The 17,223-nt window shown below is 67.9% G+C and carries 24 protein-coding genes; 16 read left to right on the top strand and 8 right to left on the bottom strand.

Annotated features, from left to right (window positions below):
• Nucleotides 1-132: 132 nt before the first annotated feature.
• Nucleotides 133-1,563 (bottom strand): helix-turn-helix domain-containing protein, encoded by a 1,431-nt coding sequence (locus SNA_RS24730; RefSeq protein ID WP_241779823.1) that lies wholly within the window; start codon nucleotides 1,561-1,563, stop codon nucleotides 133-135.
• 315 nt (nucleotides 1,564-1,878) lie between these two features.
• Here SNA_RS24730 and SNA_RS24725 point away from each other — a divergent pair, with 315 nt between their 5' ends.
• Genes SNA_RS24725 through SNA_RS24715 form a run of 3 tightly spaced genes read left to right on the top strand, consistent with a single transcriptional unit; the run spans nucleotide 1,879 to nucleotide 2,539 of the window.
• Entirely contained in the window at nucleotides 1,879-2,121 is a 243-nt protein-coding gene (locus SNA_RS24725; protein WP_030064090.1) for a hypothetical protein, read from the top strand.
• Complete coding sequence (locus SNA_RS24720) at nucleotides 2,118-2,303, top strand: hypothetical protein (RefSeq protein WP_030064091.1); 186 nt, start codon at nucleotides 2,118-2,120, stop codon at nucleotides 2,301-2,303. The genes SNA_RS24725 and SNA_RS24720 overlap by 4 nt, the downstream gene beginning before the upstream one ends.
• A complete protein-coding gene (locus SNA_RS24715) occupies nucleotides 2,300-2,539 on the top strand; it encodes a hypothetical protein (RefSeq protein ID WP_030064092.1) in 240 nt (79 codons plus the stop codon). Before SNA_RS24720 ends, SNA_RS24715 begins: the two co-directional genes overlap by 4 nt.
• 82 nt (nucleotides 2,540-2,621) lie before the next feature.
• Here SNA_RS24715 and SNA_RS24710 read toward each other — a convergent pair whose 3' ends face one another.
• The 3 genes from SNA_RS24710 to SNA_RS24700 all read right to left on the bottom strand — a co-directional run bounded on the left by SNA_RS24710 (nucleotide 2,622) and on the right by SNA_RS24700 (nucleotide 5,516).
• Complete coding sequence (locus SNA_RS24710) at nucleotides 2,622-3,239, bottom strand: hypothetical protein (RefSeq protein ID WP_051877149.1); 618 nt, start codon at nucleotides 3,237-3,239, stop codon at nucleotides 2,622-2,624.
• 267 nt (nucleotides 3,240-3,506) lie between these two features.
• The gene (locus SNA_RS24705; protein ID WP_157880084.1) at nucleotides 3,507-4,844 is read right to left on the bottom strand and encodes a hypothetical protein; all 1,338 of its coding nucleotides are present in this window, start codon (nucleotides 4,842-4,844) and stop codon (nucleotides 3,507-3,509) included.
• Between the two features lie 465 nt (nucleotides 4,845-5,309).
• The gene (locus tag SNA_RS24700) at nucleotides 5,310-5,516 is read right to left on the bottom strand and encodes a hypothetical protein (RefSeq protein WP_030064094.1); all 207 of its coding nucleotides are present in this window, start codon (nucleotides 5,514-5,516) and stop codon (nucleotides 5,310-5,312) included.
• A gap of 369 nt (nucleotides 5,517-5,885) precedes the next feature.
• Here SNA_RS24700 and SNA_RS24695 point away from each other — a divergent pair, with 369 nt between their 5' ends.
• The gene (locus tag SNA_RS24695) at nucleotides 5,886-6,551 is read left to right on the top strand and encodes an RNA polymerase sigma factor (protein WP_241779822.1); all 666 of its coding nucleotides are present in this window, start codon (nucleotides 5,886-5,888) and stop codon (nucleotides 6,549-6,551) included.
• 280 nt (nucleotides 6,552-6,831) lie between these two features.
• Nucleotides 6,832-6,996, top strand: coding sequence for an excisionase family DNA-binding protein (locus SNA_RS24690; RefSeq protein ID WP_157880085.1), 165 nt, complete (start codon nucleotides 6,832-6,834; stop codon nucleotides 6,994-6,996).
• A gap of 176 nt (nucleotides 6,997-7,172) precedes the next feature.
• On the opposite strand, the gene SNA_RS24685 is transcribed toward SNA_RS24690, so the two are convergent.
• Complete coding sequence (locus SNA_RS24685) at nucleotides 7,173-7,433, bottom strand: hypothetical protein (protein ID WP_044366844.1); 261 nt, start codon at nucleotides 7,431-7,433, stop codon at nucleotides 7,173-7,175.
• Nucleotides 7,434-7,464: 31 nt separating this feature from the next.
• Here SNA_RS24685 and SNA_RS40420 point away from each other — a divergent pair, with 31 nt between their 5' ends.
• The 4 genes from SNA_RS40420 (at nucleotide 7,465) to SNA_RS24665 (ending at nucleotide 9,567) form a co-directional block, all read left to right on the top strand.
• Nucleotides 7,465-8,346, top strand: coding sequence for a restriction endonuclease (locus SNA_RS40420; RefSeq protein ID WP_051877153.1), 882 nt, complete (start codon nucleotides 7,465-7,467; stop codon nucleotides 8,344-8,346).
• Nucleotides 8,347-8,543: 197 nt separating this feature from the next.
• Nucleotides 8,544-8,912 (top strand): PadR family transcriptional regulator, encoded by a 369-nt coding sequence (locus SNA_RS24675; protein ID WP_241779821.1) that lies wholly within the window; start codon nucleotides 8,544-8,546, stop codon nucleotides 8,910-8,912.
• Entirely contained in the window at nucleotides 8,909-9,376 is a 468-nt protein-coding gene (locus SNA_RS24670) for a hypothetical protein (RefSeq protein WP_030064100.1), read from the top strand. The genes SNA_RS24675 and SNA_RS24670 overlap by 4 nt, the downstream gene beginning before the upstream one ends.
• Nucleotides 9,373-9,567, top strand: coding sequence for a hypothetical protein (locus tag SNA_RS24665; protein WP_030064101.1), 195 nt, complete (start codon nucleotides 9,373-9,375; stop codon nucleotides 9,565-9,567). The genes SNA_RS24670 and SNA_RS24665 overlap by 4 nt, the downstream gene beginning before the upstream one ends.
• Before the next feature lie 131 nt (nucleotides 9,568-9,698).
• Here SNA_RS24665 and SNA_RS43395 read toward each other — a convergent pair whose 3' ends face one another.
• Both SNA_RS43395 and SNA_RS38580 read right to left on the bottom strand, forming a co-directional pair.
• Entirely contained in the window at nucleotides 9,699-9,893 is a 195-nt protein-coding gene (locus tag SNA_RS43395) for a hypothetical protein (protein ID WP_030064102.1), read from the bottom strand.
• Entirely contained in the window at nucleotides 9,890-10,705 is an 816-nt protein-coding gene (locus SNA_RS38580) for a hypothetical protein (protein WP_051877154.1), read from the bottom strand. Before SNA_RS38580 ends, SNA_RS43395 begins: the two co-directional genes overlap by 4 nt.
• A gap of 117 nt (nucleotides 10,706-10,822) precedes the next feature.
• On the opposite strand from SNA_RS38580, the gene SNA_RS24650 reads away from it, so the two are divergent.
• From SNA_RS24650 to SNA_RS24625, 7 genes are all read left to right on the top strand, one after another.
• A complete protein-coding gene (locus tag SNA_RS24650) occupies nucleotides 10,823-11,146 on the top strand; it encodes a hypothetical protein (RefSeq protein ID WP_030064104.1) in 324 nt (107 codons plus the stop codon).
• Entirely contained in the window at nucleotides 11,143-12,237 is a 1,095-nt protein-coding gene (locus SNA_RS24645; RefSeq protein WP_044366843.1) for a tyrosine-type recombinase/integrase, read from the top strand. Before SNA_RS24650 ends, SNA_RS24645 begins: the two co-directional genes overlap by 4 nt.
• Nucleotides 12,234-12,761 (top strand): recombinase family protein, encoded by a 528-nt coding sequence (locus SNA_RS24640; RefSeq protein ID WP_051877155.1) that lies wholly within the window; start codon nucleotides 12,234-12,236, stop codon nucleotides 12,759-12,761. The genes SNA_RS24645 and SNA_RS24640 overlap by 4 nt, the downstream gene beginning before the upstream one ends.
• A gap of 238 nt (nucleotides 12,762-12,999) precedes the next feature.
• Nucleotides 13,000-14,244, top strand: coding sequence for a hypothetical protein (locus SNA_RS24635; protein WP_157880083.1), 1,245 nt, complete (start codon nucleotides 13,000-13,002; stop codon nucleotides 14,242-14,244).
• 622 nt (nucleotides 14,245-14,866) lie between these two features.
• The gene (locus SNA_RS42755; protein WP_157880082.1) at nucleotides 14,867-15,565 is read left to right on the top strand and encodes a hypothetical protein; all 699 of its coding nucleotides are present in this window, start codon (nucleotides 14,867-14,869) and stop codon (nucleotides 15,563-15,565) included.
• A gap of 154 nt (nucleotides 15,566-15,719) precedes the next feature.
• Nucleotides 15,720-15,857 carry a hypothetical protein gene (locus SNA_RS42750; protein ID WP_157880081.1) on the top strand — a complete coding sequence of 46 codons (138 nt, stop codon included), beginning with the start codon at nucleotides 15,720-15,722 and terminating at the stop codon, nucleotides 15,855-15,857.
• Between the two features lie 408 nt (nucleotides 15,858-16,265).
• Nucleotides 16,266-16,523, top strand: a complete 258-nt coding sequence (locus SNA_RS24625) for a hypothetical protein (protein WP_030064110.1) — start codon at nucleotides 16,266-16,268, stop codon at nucleotides 16,521-16,523.
• A 94-nt stretch (nucleotides 16,524-16,617) separates the two neighbouring features.
• Here the strand turns inward: SNA_RS24625 and SNA_RS24620 are convergent, their stop codons facing one another.
• Nucleotides 16,618-16,812 carry a hypothetical protein gene (locus SNA_RS24620; RefSeq protein ID WP_030064111.1) on the bottom strand — a complete coding sequence of 65 codons (195 nt, stop codon included), beginning with the start codon at nucleotides 16,810-16,812 and terminating at the stop codon, nucleotides 16,618-16,620.
• Nucleotides 16,813-17,223 lie beyond the last annotated feature (411 nt).

The raw sequence follows: 17,223 nt of genomic DNA, 5'->3' as shown, positions 1-17,223 counted from the left end.
GCAGCGGTGGACATCCGGCTGATCGGCGAAGGTGATGTGCCAGGTGTAGAAGCGGCAGCCGACGTTCCAACCGGGTCGCCACCACCAGTGATTGGCCATGCGGAAGTCTGTCGTCGTCATGCTGGTAGCCAATCAGGGGCGGGGGTCGGCTGGCGAGAGGGCAGGCGGGGGCGCCGAGCTGCAGAACGCGGTGATCCGGCCGCGCAATTCACGGGCGGATCTGCTGTCGGCGAGGGGGGCGCGGGACGTTGTTGCGGCGAGGTCACGCAGTCGGCTGGTGACGGGGGCCATCCGGTGCTCCCATGGCAGGTCCAGGACCGGTTGCAGGGCCTCGATGGCGGCATCCGGCTCGCCGAGCGCAAGGTAGGCGGAGGCAGTGCTGACGTGCAGTTGGGCGGTGGTGCCGTAGGCGTGCGGCGGTTGGGCGAGCGCGGCCTGGGCCTCGTGGAGTGCGGTGCGCGGCTGTCCGGTCCGCAGGTGGACACCGGCGGCGTAGTTGGCGCGCCTGACGTCTGGGCAGGAGAGCAGTCCGCCGACGTCGTCGCGGCCGGTAAGGGAGTCGCGGGCGACGTTGGCGTGTGCCATGGCGGCCTGTGCCTCGGCGTCGGCGCCGAGTTCTGCCCAGGCATCGGCTTCCTGGCAGGCCAGCAGGATCGCCGCGGTGCCGTCGGGTTTGTGAGCCAGCCCGTGGCGTGCGTACTGGATGGCCATCTGGGGCCGGCCGTCCCAGTAGGCGATTTTCGAGCGGGTGGACAGCACCCATGCTCGCAGTTCGGTGTTGTCGGCCATCGTCGCGCACACCCAGGCAGTGCGGGCGTGAGTGTCAGCGTCGTGCAGTTGGCCGAGATCGGAGCTTATCCACGCGAGCAGGGTGCACACGTATCCGGCGACCGCGTACAGCTCGATCGTCTGGCGTGGGTGCTGGCGGCCTTCCAGCAGCTGGAAGACGCGGTCGCGCAGCTGGCGGGCGCGGCTGAGGGTGGTCACGGGGGCGGCGGGGGAGAGGTAGTCCCTGGCCAGGGCGCGGGTACTGGCCTGGAGCTGTTCCAGGGTGAGGTCGCCGACGTTGGACGTCTCCAGTTGCTGGGCCCAGACCGCGGACTCCTCGGCGACTTCCCGCACGAGGTCCTCGACGACCGGGACCGAGAGCGCCGGTGTGGGGCCGGCCGGGCGCTGGAGCAGCCTCGCCTCGTGCGGGGGCATCGCCTTACGGTCCTGCAGGTCGAGGAGTTCCTCGACCTCGCAGCCGTAGACGGCCGCGATGAGCAGCAGCGTCGGCGGTGTCGGTCGGCGTGAGGAGCCGCTCGGCCAGCGCTCCCACTTGCCCATCAGCGACGCATCGGCGGAGACGGCCTCTCCGGGACGCTGCGCTCCCAAGGCATTGACGGCGTCTGCGGCCTGCTGAAGCGTCAAGCCCAGGGCGTGCCGCCATGCCTCCCGGGGGCGGATGCCGAATCGGGTGCGCATCTCCCAGGCGACGTCCCGCGGCGTGGCGCCAACTGCTGATAACTCGCCTCGGAGTGCGTCGCGGTCGGCCTTCGACGGATACGGATATGGGGCCACCAGCGCCTCCCGATCGGTTCCTCGCTCCTCACGGTAGGCATTGAAGGAGGAGGCAGGCATGGGCAGCGGTGCCCAAAAAAGTAGGGCACCGCTGCCCGTGACCGCGACCCGCAGGCTTGGAACGCTGGCCCGCGACACCGGCACCAGCGAGGGACGGCGCAACGCGGACACGCGTCCCGATCCCGCCGCTGACGCATCGTCGCCCGGTGATCACAGTGCGACGACGCGTCAGCCGGTCTCGGCGTGCCCGCACGCGTCCCCCGTCGCGGGCGGGCACGCCACCTTCCACCTGACCGCTACGGCTGAGGCGGCGCCATGACCACATGCCAAAGAACCATCCCCACCCAAGTCCCCCGCTGGCTCGGCCCCGGCGCCCTCGCCCTGGACACCAACACCGGCTGGGCCGGCGTCATCCAGCTCTTCAGGGATGACCGCGGGTCGATCAGCATCGATGCCGTGGGGCACCCGACGCATGCCATCCTGCGGCCGGTCGGCGGCCTGGGCGCGTCCTGGCGGGCCGCCCTCGCACACCTGAAGAAGCCGGAGGGCACCCGATGAGTGAGCGCCCTGACGTCGGCGATCTGGTTCACGACCTCGCCCGCAACGAGAAGGGCGTCGTAACGGACATCTCGCGCGGGAAGCTCATCCTGCGGTCGCCGTTCGGCACCCAGCAGTGGACACCCGACGACCCCACCAAGATCAGGGTGGAGGCCCGGCGCGGCTCTTGGAGGATCCCGTGATTGCCAAAACCTCCCAGGAACAGCGGACAGACAGCGCCTATCCGCCGGACACGATCATCTATGACACCGTCGCCGATGAGGTCGGCCGCGTTGCCGGCCCAGACGAATACCCGCACGAATACCTGGGGGCCGCATGTGCCCTGGTGGTTCCGCTGCGGGGGAATGCGTCGGCGTGGCAAGCCGAACCGGGAGCCCTCCGCCCGGCGACCGCCGACGAGATCGAGGCTGCGCGGTGAGCGGCGTGGATCTCCGGCACGATCCGGGTCGTCAGGCAGCGCTACCCGTCCGTTCGCCGAGAACGGGGCCAGCTCGGGTCGCTCACGGATTAGGGCCCTGCGTCTGGTCGATTTTGTGGACGCGCCAGCCGTCGAGCCCCCAAGTCAGATCCAGTCGCATCGTGAACCAGCTGGTCCGCGGGGAGACTGTGGCTCCCTTGCCAGTGAGTCCCAAGACCCCGGAGCACCACACTGCTACCGACGCTCTGGTGTCGGTGTACGACTTGGTGGTGATTTTGAGCGGCGTTGTCGTCGACACGAATGTCTGTCCGCTAGGCGGTGTGCCGTCGCGCCCGAGCCCGAGGCGGTCTCCCAGGGCCCTATACGCGCGGTCGTCGTCGCGCTGAAGCCGATCCACCACGGTCGGGTCCATGACGGATTCGAGCACCTGCTGGCGCTCCTTATCGCTGAACATCCTTTCCGAGCCGATGAGCTGTGCGGCGTGTTTGGCGGCGCTCTGCGCCCCGGCTTCGTTGTGGGAGTAGCGGGCCGTCGTCTGGCCGGCCTGGGTACCGCCTTCAGTGTCGTCCCGGTTCACCAGGGCTATCGCCGCGATCAGGGCGGCGCACACTCCCACGCTGGCTACGAGACTCCGGGTAGGCCGCCATCGGGCCCTCGCAGGCGGCGGGCTCTTCACCTCGTACTGGTCGTCGGCGCTCATCCGGTGCGGTCCCCCTCAGCCTGATTGATCTTCAACTGCTAGGTGATTGTCCGTTTGTCCGTCAGCAGCGGTAAGGCCCGGTGCGAACAGGACCGGGCCTTACTGCGCGTCATCTCAGGTCAGCGCGGCGGTGGTGGGCCGGCGAGCGTCCCAATCAGCACGCCCAGAGCCACGATCGCCAGAAGGAACAGAAGGCATCCCTTGATCGAGAACTGCATGACATTACCCCCCTTCGTGCGCCCTGGTCAGCGGCAGTAACGGTGCAGCTCACCGCTCCGGCCGGTCATTTCCTGGCTGCTGGCGGGACTCGGGCTGCTGCCTTCCCTGGGTCCCCGACGACCGGCTGGCCCGGCTGGAGTGCGCGGCGATGCCTCCCGATGCCTGGCCGGTTGTGGCGGCTGAGGGCCGGGAGGACGAAGTTTGCTGCCCGATGCCACGCTCGCTGTGTGTGCTGATGCCCTGCTGTACCGTCCGGGCGGGAGAGGTGTGCTGTGGCACGCGGTTGCGCGGTGATGCCTGCGTGATGATGGCGCGGCGTGAAGCCTGGATATCGTCCCCCAGTCCCGGGATGAACCGGTAGATCACAGCGCTGGCGAGAATCGCGAGAATGATGATCGCCAGGCCCGAGATGACGGCAGAGAGGGATGCGTTCTCGTCCTGCTTCGTGCCGCTCAGGGCGCTGGCCAACAGCAATACGATGGCCACGACTGGCTTGACCATGATGACGGCCCCCATGAGCCCGGCCCACCTCTTGATCCTCGGCCACAGGTCCTTGTCCACGAAACCGCTGTAGACCGCGGTGCCCAGGACCGCGCCGACGTACAGCACGGCGGCGCGGATGGCCATCTCCAGCCACAGGATGCCGGCGGCGGCGATGGACACGATGGCGACCACGATCTGCATGATCGGTCCGCCACCAATGCCCGAGTCCGACTGCAGGGCCTTGGCGAAACCGCCGAAGAAGTTGTCGGATGCACCCTTGTCGGCGATGACGGACGTCACCGCGTCCACGGCTCCGACGACTGTGTAGAGCATCAGGGGGGTGAAGGCCGATGCCAGCACGACCAGCCAGAGAAGGCCGACGGCTTCCCCAACCGCGGTGGTGAGCTTGGCTCCGCGGATAGCCCTTTTCATGATGCCGACCAGCCAGAGAATCAGCGTCAAGACGGTGCTCGCCGCGAAGACGATCGCGTACTGGCGCAGAAAGGCGGCGTTGGTGAAGTCGACGGTTGATGTGGCCGAAACAGCGTAGGACAGCTTGGTGACGATCCAGGAGGCCGCCTTCGTGCACCCGTCTGCCACGCTCTGCAGTGGATCGAGGGGGTTGTTGTCCATCAACCCTCCCGGCTTCTTGGGCGCCGCCCCGTCCCCCTTGTCCGACTTGCAGTACTCTGCGGCCGGCGTGCCGGAGAGCAGCTGGCAGGGGTCGTCCTTCTTGTCTTTGTCCTTGCCTTCGCCCGTCGCAGGCTTGTCCTTCTGATCCCCGGACCTGCAGTAATCCCCCGCTGGGCCTCCGGGGCACGGCGGCGCCATCGGGGCGGCCACTGTGCGCTCGGGGCTATCAGCAGCCTCTACCGGGGATGCGGCTGCGGTTGTGCCGAGCATCAGTACAACGGCAGCCGCCAGTGATGCGGCCAGCCGACCGCCTATACCTCGTGGTCGTGTGAGCAGCACCGGGCCTCCTGTGACGAGCAATCTGCTGACCGTAGTCTCCAGCATGACGGCCATATGTTCCGCTGCCCGCTCCTCCGCCCAAGTCCAGTCCTGATCAGGAGATTTCAGGACGCATCGCAGCGTGGCCGACGCCGACCTCGGGGTCGTCGGGTGTTGCAGCCCTTCCGGTATTGCCGCAGTAGATTGGGCATTTACTGCGGCGCCACCCTGACGAGTCATCAGGCGACGGAAGTCCACCGACCTCGAAGCGGACCGCGGCTACGGGCATCCGCTGTACCGCCGGCCCTCACTCCGACCACAGACCTAAGCATCACGCAGTGCTACACACCACCTGGCCGTAGCTATACGAGAACAGGGCCGACTCGCTGCGGTCGGCATGCGAAGGTGTCCGGCCGATCAGCCGATGAGGCTACGGAGCACGGGAATGCTGAGACCTGCAGCGGTGAGGCCGGCCAGGACAGCGGCCGGAACGAGGGTGCCGCTGAGGAACGTGAGGGTTCCTGCGATCAGCCCAATGAGTATGGCCGCCAGGAGGATGATGGCGGTGTGCATCGTCAGGAAGGGGGGCGGCTCGGGGTGGCTCGGCGAGGTGGTCGTGGGCATCGAACTCAACGCGATCTCCAGGGCGGTTGGGGGTTGTGACGCCCGCTCCTATGTCGCCGCGGCCGCCGTTCCCCACGCACCTTTCCTGTGTGCATCGTCTCCAAAAAACTTGTGGAGAATGCGTGGGGTGTTCGGCTGGGCGGCACTTAGAAAGCCGACAGATCACAACCGAACCGAAGGGGGAGAGGGATGGGGGGCGACGACGAGCCCGTGGGCGGGAAGTCCGCGGCCGTGCGCTCCCAGGACCTACAACCTGCAGGAGACTGTCCATCACTCGCTGCTCCGGTGTCGCCGAGTGAACTCAGCACACTGGAGGCGCCGCCCGCCAGCGGCTCGAGCCGACACCTGCAGGCCACGATCGACCAGCGCATGGCCGACGAACGGTTGGTGCGCTTACTGTCCGGGGACGGGTTCGCGGGTCCGCGCTACGAACGGTTCGAGGACGAGCTCGCCCGATACGGGATCTCCGTGATGCGAGGCTGGATGCACTCGGGCTTCGTGTTCAAGCTCGCCGCATCACGCGGCTTCAACCTCAAGCCCCATGACCTGGAACTGGAACAGCTGGCACGCGACAGTGACCTGCGTGAGGAGCTGGCCATGATGACCGTGGCTCGGGCGCTTCCCCGCTTCCGCGAGCGTGCCCTCATAGGCGAGGGCTGGAAGCCTGAGGGGGGCGCCAGCATCACCACGTACTTCATGGGTGCGTGCGCTTACGAGTTCCCCAACGAGTTCCGCCGGCACCGTAAGGAAGAGGAACGGTGGCGACGGGGGACAGAGCAGGAGGCGACGGGAGAGCCCGTGCCATCTGTGCAGAGTGTCGCCGAGGAGGTGCTCGGCAATCTGCGAGTGCTGGAGGACATAGGAGGCATCGAGAATCCACGCGCACGGGCCGTGGTCGCCCTGACCATCGACGGCTACACCCAGGAGGAGATCCGGCAAATGCTGGATGTGTCGAGTATCCGCGCCGTTGAGGCTGTGCTCCACCGATGGCGGGCGAAGGCGAAGCGAGAAGAAGTGGAGGGACGGCGTGAGTGATCAGCGAGACGCGGAGTTCGAGGCTCTCCTGGAACAGTCGTCGCTCGGCTCCCCCGGAGCGCGGCTACTGCGGGAGCGGACCACCCCCGCCACAGCGGCCGTCACCCGCACGCTCGGGCAGTCACAGAACCGCTCCCGCCTCGGTATCACCTGCGGGAATCGCCAATCGTTCCATGACTATCTTCGTGCCCGGTTGGAGTTGGCCGCCGAGACCCAGGCCGAAGAAGAAACCACGACTCCCACCAGTGGCTCGACCAACGAAGAAGTCGTCTTCCTCACCGTGGCAGAGGTCGCCACTGTGATGCGTGTCTCCAAGATGACCGTCTATCGACTGGTGCACTCAGGTGCACTACCGGCGATCCGGGTCGGACGCTCATTCCGGATGCCCGAGCGTGCCGTTCATGACTACCTGAAAGAGTCGTACTCCGGCGCCCCGGCACGATAGGGGCACGCCCCAGATAGAACACTACGACCAACAGACGTAGCGTCCGCCCACCGTGATCGCTCCTGCGCCGTCCAACAGCCCCAGCACAAGCCTGCCGCCCCGACGCCTCCGGAATGGCTGGACTGCTGGGAGCTGCTGCCGCGCGATGAGTGAGGAATTCACCACCAGACGGTCGGTTACCCGGCCTCGCCCTGCTCTGTCCAGGTCTTGAGCACCTGCCGGCGGCCGTCAGTCTCCTCGATGAGCCGGATCACCACGCTCGGATTGCTCCCGTAGAGCCCTACCCAATCCCGGTAGGTGCGCCAGGCAGTAGTGCCGTCGGTCCACTCGCCCTCGACGGTCGGGCCGTTCGCCTCGAACTGGAGCGTGGCGAAGTACTTGGTCGCTATACGGTGCTCCTCGCCTTCGGTGGCCTCCCCGCCCGCTGCGGCGGCCATCGATGTCAGTGCTGGTCAGTAGCCTGCGTCGGTGATCAGTAGTAATACCTCGGCACCAACGCACCTCGACTTCAGCGACGTTCTGGGCTCGTTCTTCGACCCGGAGAACTTCGATCCGGACAACCTCCCCTCCATCGGTGAGCTTTTCGGCGAGCAGGCAGGAGTGAACGCACACCGCAAGAACCTAGACATACTCAAGCGGAACGTTGAGAACCTGGATCAGTTGCTCGACGTCGCCTCTCGTCGTCTCTTCCTCACCGACTGGCACGAGACCTCGGTCCGCTTCTTCGAGCAGTTGGCTTCCGAGGCACCGGCGATGCGTCGTCTGGTCGCTCGTGTCGAGTCCACGCTCGCCACCTCCCCGTCGGCCGGGAAGTTGGAGCCGCTCATCGACGAAGCGAACGCCTGGGTGGGACGAATAGAAAAGATCAGAGAAGACGACGAATCGGAGCATCTGGCTGCTGTAGGGCAGCGCTTTGGAGCCCTTTACAAACTCCACCATCGGGAATTCGAACAGCGCATAGCCCAGTTGCTGAACTTCGACGGCTTCGTCATCGAACGCTGGAACGGCGGAGCGGGCGATGTCGCCGCCGATGTTGTCGCGCGCCTCCCCGCAGGGGACGGCCGCCGCGCCATCGTTCAGTGCAAACACACGGGCGATCCGCGCAATCCGGTCGGGTCAGGGGTGATCCAGCAGGTCAGCGGCGCACGACAGGTACACAGCGCCGATCTCGCCTTCGTCGTCACGACGGGGAGATTCACCAAACCAGCCAGGGACCTGGCCAGCAAGCTGAACGTACAGCTGGTCGACTGTGACGACATACTGCGATGGGCACTGGGAGGGCACCGTGTGCTCGACCTCCTGTCCAGCTCAGGACAGCTACCCGAATCATTTCGTTCCGCGCCCATTTAGGGGCGCCTGACGCTGACCCGAGTTGTTCATCAACCGATCGGTTGTTGCACGAAGGGACCTCAAGTCAGGGCAGCGCATCGGTACGAGGACTCCGCCGTCCAACAACGCTGTTCCGGAGCGAAGGGCTCCCCCCCGGCCACCTGACCATCAATCTACCTAGGTAGACAATGAAGTGTCGACCTAGGTAGATTGATGGCATGTCAGATCCAAAGATGACGCCGCACACTCAGACGGTGCTGCGCGCCCTGCTGGGTCGGGGGGTTGACGGCGAGCGCCGAACGACGGTCCTGGCGGAGGGGCTTTACGGGCTGGAGTTGTCAACGCTCACCGGGCTCCCGAACGGAACGCTCTTCCCTCTTCTGGAGCGTCTCCGCCAGGCTGGTTGGGTGGAGCGCCGCTGGGAGGCAGATGCCCTGGCCGAAGCCGAGGGGCGGCCCCGGCGCCGCTTCTTCCGTCTTACCGACAAGGGTGCCGAGTGCGCTCCATACGCCCTCGCGGCGGTCACTGCCACGGACTCCAGCCGCGCTGGCGCGGTGCGGCCGGGCTACGCCGGAGGAACGCTGTGAAACTGAAGCTTCTGGAGCCGGTTGTTCCCGTTGGGGACCTGGAATCGGCGGCCTACCTCCTGGCGTGGGACGAGGTGAAGGCGAAGTACCGGTCGGGAATCGAGCGTGAGGTTCACGCAAGCATCGAGCTGTCCCGGGCCGGCTTCGTTGTGTACTTCACTCAGCTCGGCGCAGTCGACGCCAGCTTCTCGGTGCCTCTCAGCCGCGAACTTGTAGAAGCGTTTGCACGAGCACGCATGGAGGCGGACCGCAAGATCGAGCACCCCACTGGTGTGGGGCTGCTTCGCCTCACGGCTCTGCTTCTACCTGGATCCGAGCGGGCCGACTGGCTGGAGGAACAGCGCGGCTACTTGGCCGACTTGCCCACGCGCCGGGCCTGCTGGGGTTGGATCATCGCTCAGTTGCTCGCGATGCCGCGGTACGCGTACACGGTGCGCACTGGGCGGGAGAGGGAGTCGGCATGACGGCCCCTCCGCCCCGGACCGAGCCGCTGTTGACCCAGCGCGCGGTCCTTGTGCTGCTGACCGCCGCCTTCTTCGGTCTTGTCGTCGGTGGGCTCACCTACTTCAGCGCCGGCGACGTCGCCAGCGCCGTGCTCGCCGGTCTGGCGTGCACGGGCGCCAGCACGCTCGGCCTGCACCAGCTGATCGGCTGAGGCGCTACCTGGCGAACGCGACCTCATTCCGTACGGCCGGTCCTACAGCACGCCGAACAGCGCATTTGGGCATCAGCATCGTCGCGCTCCTGCATCTCCGGCCTCAGGGAACAATGGAACAGCCATTAGCGCTAAGCGATGATCTGTTCGTCGGCTTCAGCGAGTGCCCGGTACAGCGAGGCGACCGAGGGGGACTTGCCCGCGTTCTTGCCCGTCTTGATGGTCAGCTTCGTCGCGATGTCGGGGACGGGGACGCCCGTGTTCTTCGGCCTCGGGGAACATCGGTACAGCCATTGGCGCTGAGATTGATCATGGTTGCGGCTCACTGGTCGGCTCCTTCCGCCTGCGCGTCCCCGGAGGCGATCGTCATGCCAGCGCCGTCAGCCGGGGCGCGGCCCCGGAGGATGCCCTGCGCGAGGCTGCGCTGGGTGGTGGCGCGGCGGCGGTGTTCGGCGGCGAGGGGTTCCTCGATGGCGGCGAGCCGGTCGTAGACCTCCGCGTGGGCGAAGTGCCGTGCCGCCCACACGGCGCGCTTGTCCTCGGCGGCGTCGGTGTCGGTGGCTTCCATCGCCATGGTGTACGCGGCGTCGCACTCCTTGCGGAGTTCTTCCGCCCGCCCCTGGAGCTGCTTCACCTCGGTGCGGCGGGCGTTGGCCTCGTCGCGGGCCGCCTGATCGTGCAGAGAGGGCAGCAGACGGCTGACCCCGTCCGGGCCCTTGCCGACCAGGGCGTCCAGCCACCGATCGAGGTAGCGGGCGTGCTCGGCCGGGTCCGCGGGACCGCGGCCGATGCCGTTGCGCTGGCGGCCCGTAAGGGCCCATGCGCCCACCTTGGTGTTCCAGCGCTCGTGGGCGGACTGCCGGGAGATGTCAGCGGCGTTGCCGAGGGCGGTCCAGCTGGCGCCGCGCTCGCGTTCGGCGATGACGGCCTGGTCGACCAGTTGCTGGGCGAGGCCCTGCACGAACAGGGCGTCGCGCAGCAGGCCGCCGTGGTCGTCGCTCGGGTAGGGCTGGGCGACGTCGCGCAGCGCCGACTCGACGATCTCCAGGAGCGTCTGTGCGCGGGCGAGCATCGCTTCGTCGGCCGGGGCGAGGGCCGGTGGCCGCTCCCGCTCGGTCCGTTCGTTCGCTTCATCCATGTCGTCAGGGTATCCCTGACAGATAGATGCGTCAGGGCATCCTTGACACTCTGGCTGGATTCACCCGCGCGGGTGGCCGGAACAAACGCACAGGATAATTACGGTTATCCTGTGGGTATGCTGACGCCGCCTCAGAATGCCCCGGAAACGGGTGAATCGAGCGACCTGGACCACTTCCAGCGCGCCGTCGAGACCTACGCCGGAGCCACCGGCAGGGTCTTCGACCCGCAGCTGTTTCCCGAGCTGCTCTTCGACCGGACCGCGCCGGACGTCCCGCTCTCCGGCGAAACGCTGGAGGCCCTGGAGGCGTGGACCGCCGAGCAGGCCGAGCATCTGGAACGCCGCGCCTGGAGCGGGCGCAGCACTGCCGTCGACTCCCTCGCGCTGCGGGAGGCCCAGGAGAACCTCGCCACGGTGCGCCGGTACCGGGCGGCCCGGTGACAGCCACCGCCCTGGTCCGCTCTCCGCGGGCGACCCTGGACACTCTGCACCGCGACCCTCGTGACCAATGGCCCGAGCACGCGCGGAAGCTGTACGACTTCCTGCTCGCCCTCTACGGCGAGGACGACCCGCTCCCGACGCTCGCGGCCTCCTGGATCGCCCACCAGCGCTCGGCGAACACGCAGAAGTCGTACGCCCGGGGCTTCAAGGTGTTCGAGGAGTTCGCCCGGGACCACGGCAGTCACCCGCTGCAGGTCAAGTTCCTCCTGGCGGACACCTTCCGGCTGTACCTGGAGAAGGCCCCCACCTGGGTGCGGGTCAAGGGCGGCCGGCGCGGCGAGATGGTCCGGACCGGGAAGCCGTACTCGGACGCCTCCCGGGCGAATGCCCTGTCGGCGGCCTCCTCCTTCTTCAGCTACCTGGACAAGGCCAGCGACGCGGGAGTGAAGAACCCGTTCGACGCGGTGCAGCGGCCGGTGCTCGACCCGGACTACTCGCCCACCCCCGGCTACACCGAGGAAGAGTGGACCACCCTGGTGGTCACCGCCCGGGACCACCACCGGGTCGCTGCGTACCGCAAGCGCGCGTACGCGCTGCTGCTCATCCTGTACACCTGCTGCCTGCGCATCGACTCCCTGCTCAACGCCCGGGTCGAGGACCTGGGGTACGACAAGGGGCACCGGGTGCTGCACCTGGAGAAGATGAAGGGCGGCGGCCGGAAGAAGAAGCCCATCCCACCCGTGGCGTGGGATGCGCTGCAGGACTACCTCGACGGCCGGACCACCGGCTGGCTGTTCTGCACGGCCAGCGGCGGCCAGCTCGACGAGCCGGCCGTGTGGCGGCTGCTGCAGTCCCTGGCCAAGCGCGCCGGCCTGCCACTGCGCGGCCCGCACGGCACCAAGGGTGACGCCATCACCCACGCGCTGGCGAAGCCGGACGCGCGCCCGGACAAGGTGCAGCGCTGGGCCGACCACAAGGACAGCCGCACCACCCAGCGCTACAACCGACGCAAGGAACTCCTCGACGACAGCCCCGGCTACGGCCTCGCCGCCGATGTCGCCGGCGCCCTGGCACACGGGGAGGAGCAGTGATCAGCCACCAGGCGAGGGACGGGAAGGGCGGACGGCGGCTCGTACTGCTGCTGTCAGAGTCGGTGTCGCCCAGCTACGACCATGCGCAGCAGGACCGGGACGGGCACCGCTGGGCTCGGCGCAACGGCTTCACCGTGGTCCGCTCGGTGCACGAGGCACAGGGCGGTGAAGCCTGGCAGGAGGGACTGCAGCTCGTACAGGACAAGGCCGTGGACGGTGTCCTCGTCGCCTCCCTCGCCCACCTGGGCCCGGCGCTCGTGCGGCAGGAGGCGCTCCTGCAGTACATCTGGGCACACGGCGCACGGGTCTACACCGTGTCGGACGGCGAGATCCCGGAAGACGATCCGGACGACCCTATGCGGACCGCGATGCGCCAAATGCGCGGAGTCATGGAGGAGTTGATCCGCAGCCTGGACGCCCAGCGCGGGCGCGGCGAGCCCTGTCTGCTGTGCGGACAGCCCAAGCCCGATCCCGTTCGCCTCATCGCAGGGGACGGGCCAGCACTGCCCGCTCCGCGGTCCTGACCCGCACTGTCAGTGGCAGGCGCTACCGTGTGAGCAGTGGCAGAGTCCCCGGATCTCGGGGGCTACGCGCCTGCCCGCGCCCGTCCCAGTACCGTGCCACGCCACGGTGCTGATGTGGGGCCAAGGTTCGCCGAACCGCGCGACTCCGCCGAACACTCATGCCTTCTCGCGGCCTACGGTGGCTGCCTTCACTTCCCTGTCGGCGGGGTGCGTGGACCCTGCCGAGAAGGGACTCACCGTGCCAAAGGACCGCGCTCGCAAGCAGGCGGCTCGTGCCGCGAAGGACCACACCAGCCGGGCGTACATGGACGCTCAGCGACAGCTGGAGGCGCAGGCGCCCAAGCTGCGCGAGACACCAGCGGCCGAAGTGCCGGCGCCTGTCGCCGTGGAAATGGCCCGCCAACTGCATGCCGCCTGGCTGCACCTCGGCGCCTTCAAACGCCTGACGGAGGACTACCGCATCACCCCGCCCCGAAAGGCTATGGAAGAGCCCACCGACCCCGTGGGGCGGGCGGAACGACAGGTGTCGAACCTCCTGTTCGACCTTCAGGAATGGGCGGGCCGTACGGCGCACGCGTCCGGTGCGGTCAGCGCCGAGCCGAAATTCATGGCGCACTCAGGAACCCCTGAGGCAAAGGCGTTCGGGCAGCTATACCCCCAGGGGCAGGGTTCGGGTGGCTGGTGCCGGGAGCCAGGTGGAACGATGCCGCAGCCTGGCGCCGAGCAGCAGGACGACGAGCGGCAGCGGCCGGTGACCACCAACCTGGTCGGGCCCGTACCCGAGGCGGCTTTCTCCGTGTACGGCTACCAGGGCAACCCCGCGGGGCCGGCGGTGCGGGGCACTCCGGCCGCGCCGGCCTGGGACGCCCGCGACAGGCTGAACGCGCTGATGTGCCAGCACTGGGAGGCCAGCGGCGATACCCCCGCCGATCTCGCCGCGACGGTCGAGGGTCTGTCCCATGCTGCAGCAGAGCTGGGCAACGCGTGCAGCGCAACGCTGGATGAACTGGACCGCCGTGTCGGTGACGGGCGCCTCCTTGTCGAGGACACGGAAGCGTTCACCGACGCGACAGAGCAGGCCCGGGAGCAGGCGGAGCACTTCGAGGCCCGGCCCCTGGCCCGCGTACGGACGGCTCTGGCCGGTGCGCAGGCGGCGCTGCCGGGCCAACCCTGGCGTCGAGGGCTGCCGCCTGCGGTCCGCTCCGTGCTCAAGCGGCTGGACGGCAAGGATCTGGCCCAGATCCGGTACCAGCTCGGTGACGAGCGGCACTTGAACAAGCAGATCAGCAAGACCCGCCCGACCGACTACTCGCGCGAGGACGTCCTGCGGCGGGTGGTGGCGTGGATGCACGCGCAGAACACCGTCGTCTACGACGAGACCGCCCATAGCCTGGACGAGATCTATCGGCCCCGCCCCGAGGATCGGGACCGCGAACTCGCTGCGGCACGGCGGGCGATTGCGCTGGACGACAAACAGCAGTAGACGCCAGCGCCATGACCTGCACCGTTCCCAGAAACGGCCCCTCGATTGAGGGGCCGTTCGTCGTCATGCCGGTGGCGCCCTGTTGCCGCCCCGAGGCGGGCCTGGCATCAGCGCTGCTGCGCCCACCAGATGGCCCCAGTCACCAGGGCGCTGCCGATGGCACCGGCGATGCCACGGACCAGGCCGTGGCTGGCTGTGCGAGCGAGCGTCCGCAAGCGCGCCCCTGGACGGAGATGACGAAAACGCTGCACATACGAAGGACCTTGCGGCCGCTGCCGACTCGACGGACGTGCGGCGGGCAACGTAGGCTCTGGGATGGAACTGATGGCTCTCTCCACTTCGTGCTGGTTGAAGGCCGTCGGACTACGCGATGAGCGGCCCCCTGTTGGCGCAGGGGGTCGTTTTTTTGGCCTCCGGTCATACGGGCGGTCAGGACTACGCGTGACGGCAACCTGTTGGCGCAGGGGCACCCACCCCGACAGACGTTCGCGAACTACCGTCAGCGGGCACCGTTTTGCCGTCACGCAGAAGCCTACGCACACCACTGAGCATGCGGTTACTGTCGAAAGATGTCGCGAGACATCAAGGCGGAATCAGCCCTCACGAGGTGAAGGACAGTCCCATGCCAGCGCGCCAACGCCCGGTAGATCCGAGACGTGACGAGCTCGCCGCATTCGCGCATGACCTGCGCAAATTGAGTGCTGGCAAGGCGACCGTCCCGTACATCTCGGCCCGCGAGCCGAAGGTGTCCCGAGCGGCCCTCTACGCGGCGCTGTCCGGACTGCGGCTGCCGTCAGCCAGAACCTTGTCGACCTTGCTGCGGTGGTGGGCGGTTGAACCGCCACTCACGCCCGACCCCGGAGCGTGGCCCTGGAACTGGGTGCAGAAGCTGCCCAGCGATTCCCCGGCCGTCGCGATAGCCAACCAGTGGATAGACCGCCGTGACGATCTGGCGGGGGAGCGGCTGTGGCCGGCCGACCGTGCCGCCCCCGTGACGATTCCGCCGCCGACGGAACAACTGCGCTTCGCCGCCGAGCTGGGAAGGGTCTTAGAAGCGCGGGGGCTCCTGCCGGGCGTCCTGATTTGGGACGACTTCTATGAGGAGTGGCACACGGCGGTGAGCGGTCATCAGATCCAGCGCTACCTGAACCATCGGGTGATTCCGAGCGATGACACTCTCGCGGTGCTGTTGAGCGTCGATGAAGAAGATCTAGAGGACCTGCCGCACCTGCTTCTCCTGGCGCGGGCAGCCCGCGCGGCCCGTGTCCGTGGCCGACGTGCTGCGCGCCAGGCCAGTACCCGACACTACCGGGACAGGTAACAAGCAGCCGGACGTCCGCACGGCGGTGCCCTGCGCCTGTTTGCGAGGGACATGGAGTTCTTCTAACACCTGCCACTCCGATCATGGCCGCCACCGGCAGTGCGGCGCTCGTGCTCGCGTCGGCGAGAGGCACGTCCATGTCACAGCTATCAGCGTGGTAGTCAGAAAGCGCTATGAGGGACCGTCGCCGTACGGCGACGCGCACCCCAAGGGGCCGGACGATCCGTCCGGCCCTTCGGCGTATGCGGGCGTGGGGCCGAACGCGCTGGTCGGCACCGGGTTGCGCAACTAACCCCCGCGTCGTGTAGGGCGCGCGAAGGGGACTTGTGGGGCTAGGGCGGCGGCGGTGTAACGGCGGCGCCTACCAGGACGGCCGGGCCGATTCAAGCGCTCGCGAAACGCAGTCGTGAGCGGATTTCGCCGCCCCAATCACCGGTTCGCGAGAAGCGGGGAAGGCGAAGTTCCCAGTTCAGGGGGCACTTGAGGCGGCTGAAAGTGACGACCCTTCAGATTCGGGTGGCAAATTCGCGAGAACTCGAATCGGCCGCCGAAGCGGTGCAGTCTCCTCACTGCTCGCTCGCCCCGGGGGCGCCACTGGGGCGGCGAGTAACCGGACTTGCGGGGCTAACCCTCCGCCGGTCGAAGGTTCGTCCACCCATTCACCGAGTGCTTCCGCACGCACGACAAACAGAGGTTTGCCATGTCCACCACAAACAACCAGCCCGATGACCCGCAGGCGCACGGCAGGGAGCCGGAACCCCACACGCCCGACCAGTCCCCCGCGGAGCGCCCCCAGGCCCGAGACACCCTCGGCTGGACCAAGACCGGACTGTCCGCAGCGTTCTGCACCACCGGCGTGGTCCTTAGCCTGACGGGCCACGAGGCAGTCGGCGTCGCCCTCATCAGCGCCGGATCCCTGGGTGGAGGCATCCAGATCAACCTCCCCGGCCGGAAGTAGGGCGTGAGGGCCCCTGCCGCCGGTTCAGCCCGTCCGGCGGCAGGGGCCGCGCCTCCAGCGGTTCTGGCCTCTGCCGTCTCGGCACCTTCTGTGATCATCCGTCGGCAGGTAGTCGGCGCGCCAGATTTCCTGCGAGATGGCGGGCAGCAACAGCGCCTTCGCTCGGGGCCGCTGCCAGTAGTTGCAACAGCTCGACCGCGGCGCGCGCTTCGCCGAGTGTCAGCAGCGGCAGGCGTTCCTCGTCGTTGTAGATCGCGTTGTCCACCAACGTCAGCAGTCGTTCGTCCACGTCGCTCATGCTCAGCCAACGGGGTGAGGCACGGCGCGGTCACGTGCGACAGAAACCGGACAGCCCGGCGGCCGAGCCACGTTGACGTGGGTGCCCTTCATCCCCGAAGTTCGTCACGCTCCGGGGAGTACAAGCAGTCCCGCTGCACGTATGGCGTCTCTCGGCCGGATGACGAGTCCGACCGGGCGGGGCTTCTCTCTACCTACAGGTGGACGCGTCGCCCCTCTGAGCCACCGGAAGCCACCCGGGCGGGTACTGCACGCTGTGCTGGCTGGGCACTGTCACCTGCCTGTTCACACCGTAGCGGGCCTGCCGAGCGACTCAGCGTATGGACAGGCGGCGCGTCGTGGCCCGGGACTCCTATCCGTGACCCAGGCCGCAAGGTGGAGGGCCTCCGCTGGTCAGCGCCCG

Source organism: Streptomyces natalensis ATCC 27448 (assembly GCF_000935125.1).
Taxonomy (GTDB): Bacteria; Actinomycetota; Actinomycetes; order Streptomycetales; family Streptomycetaceae; genus Streptomyces; species Streptomyces natalensis.
Note: the sequence above shows the minus strand (reverse complement) of the source record. Positions and strands in the feature narration are given on the sequence as shown.